The organism is Micromonospora sp. LOL_025 (genome assembly GCF_048060285.1).
Lineage (GTDB): Bacteria > Actinomycetota > Actinomycetes > Mycobacteriales > Micromonosporaceae > Micromonospora.
This window is the reverse complement of record NZ_JBHMIR010000169.1, coordinates 1-203: the sequence shown is the minus strand read 5'-3', so window position 1 is coordinate 203 and position 203 is coordinate 1. Positions and strand designations below refer to the sequence as shown.

The 203-nt window shown below is 67.5% G+C and carries 1 protein-coding gene; it reads left to right on the top strand.

All coding sequences use genetic code 11. The features are described from left to right. Positions 1-203, top strand: a 203-nt coding sequence (locus ACFHW0_RS31985; protein ID WP_416613354.1) for a HAMP domain-containing protein, incomplete at both ends; no start/stop codon positions are given.

The following is a 203-nucleotide window of genomic DNA, read 5'->3' as shown; positions in this document are numbered from 1 at the left end:
GCCGTGGCGAAGGGTGACCTGTCGCAGAAGATCACGGTCGACGCCCAGGGCGAGATCCTGGAGCTGAAGAACACCGTCAACACGATGGTGGACCAGCTGTCGTCGTTCGCCGACGAGGTGACGCGCGTAGCGCGCGAGGTGGGTACGGAGGGCAAGCTGGGCGGTCAGGCCCAGGTGAAGGGCGTCTCGGGCACGTGGCGGGA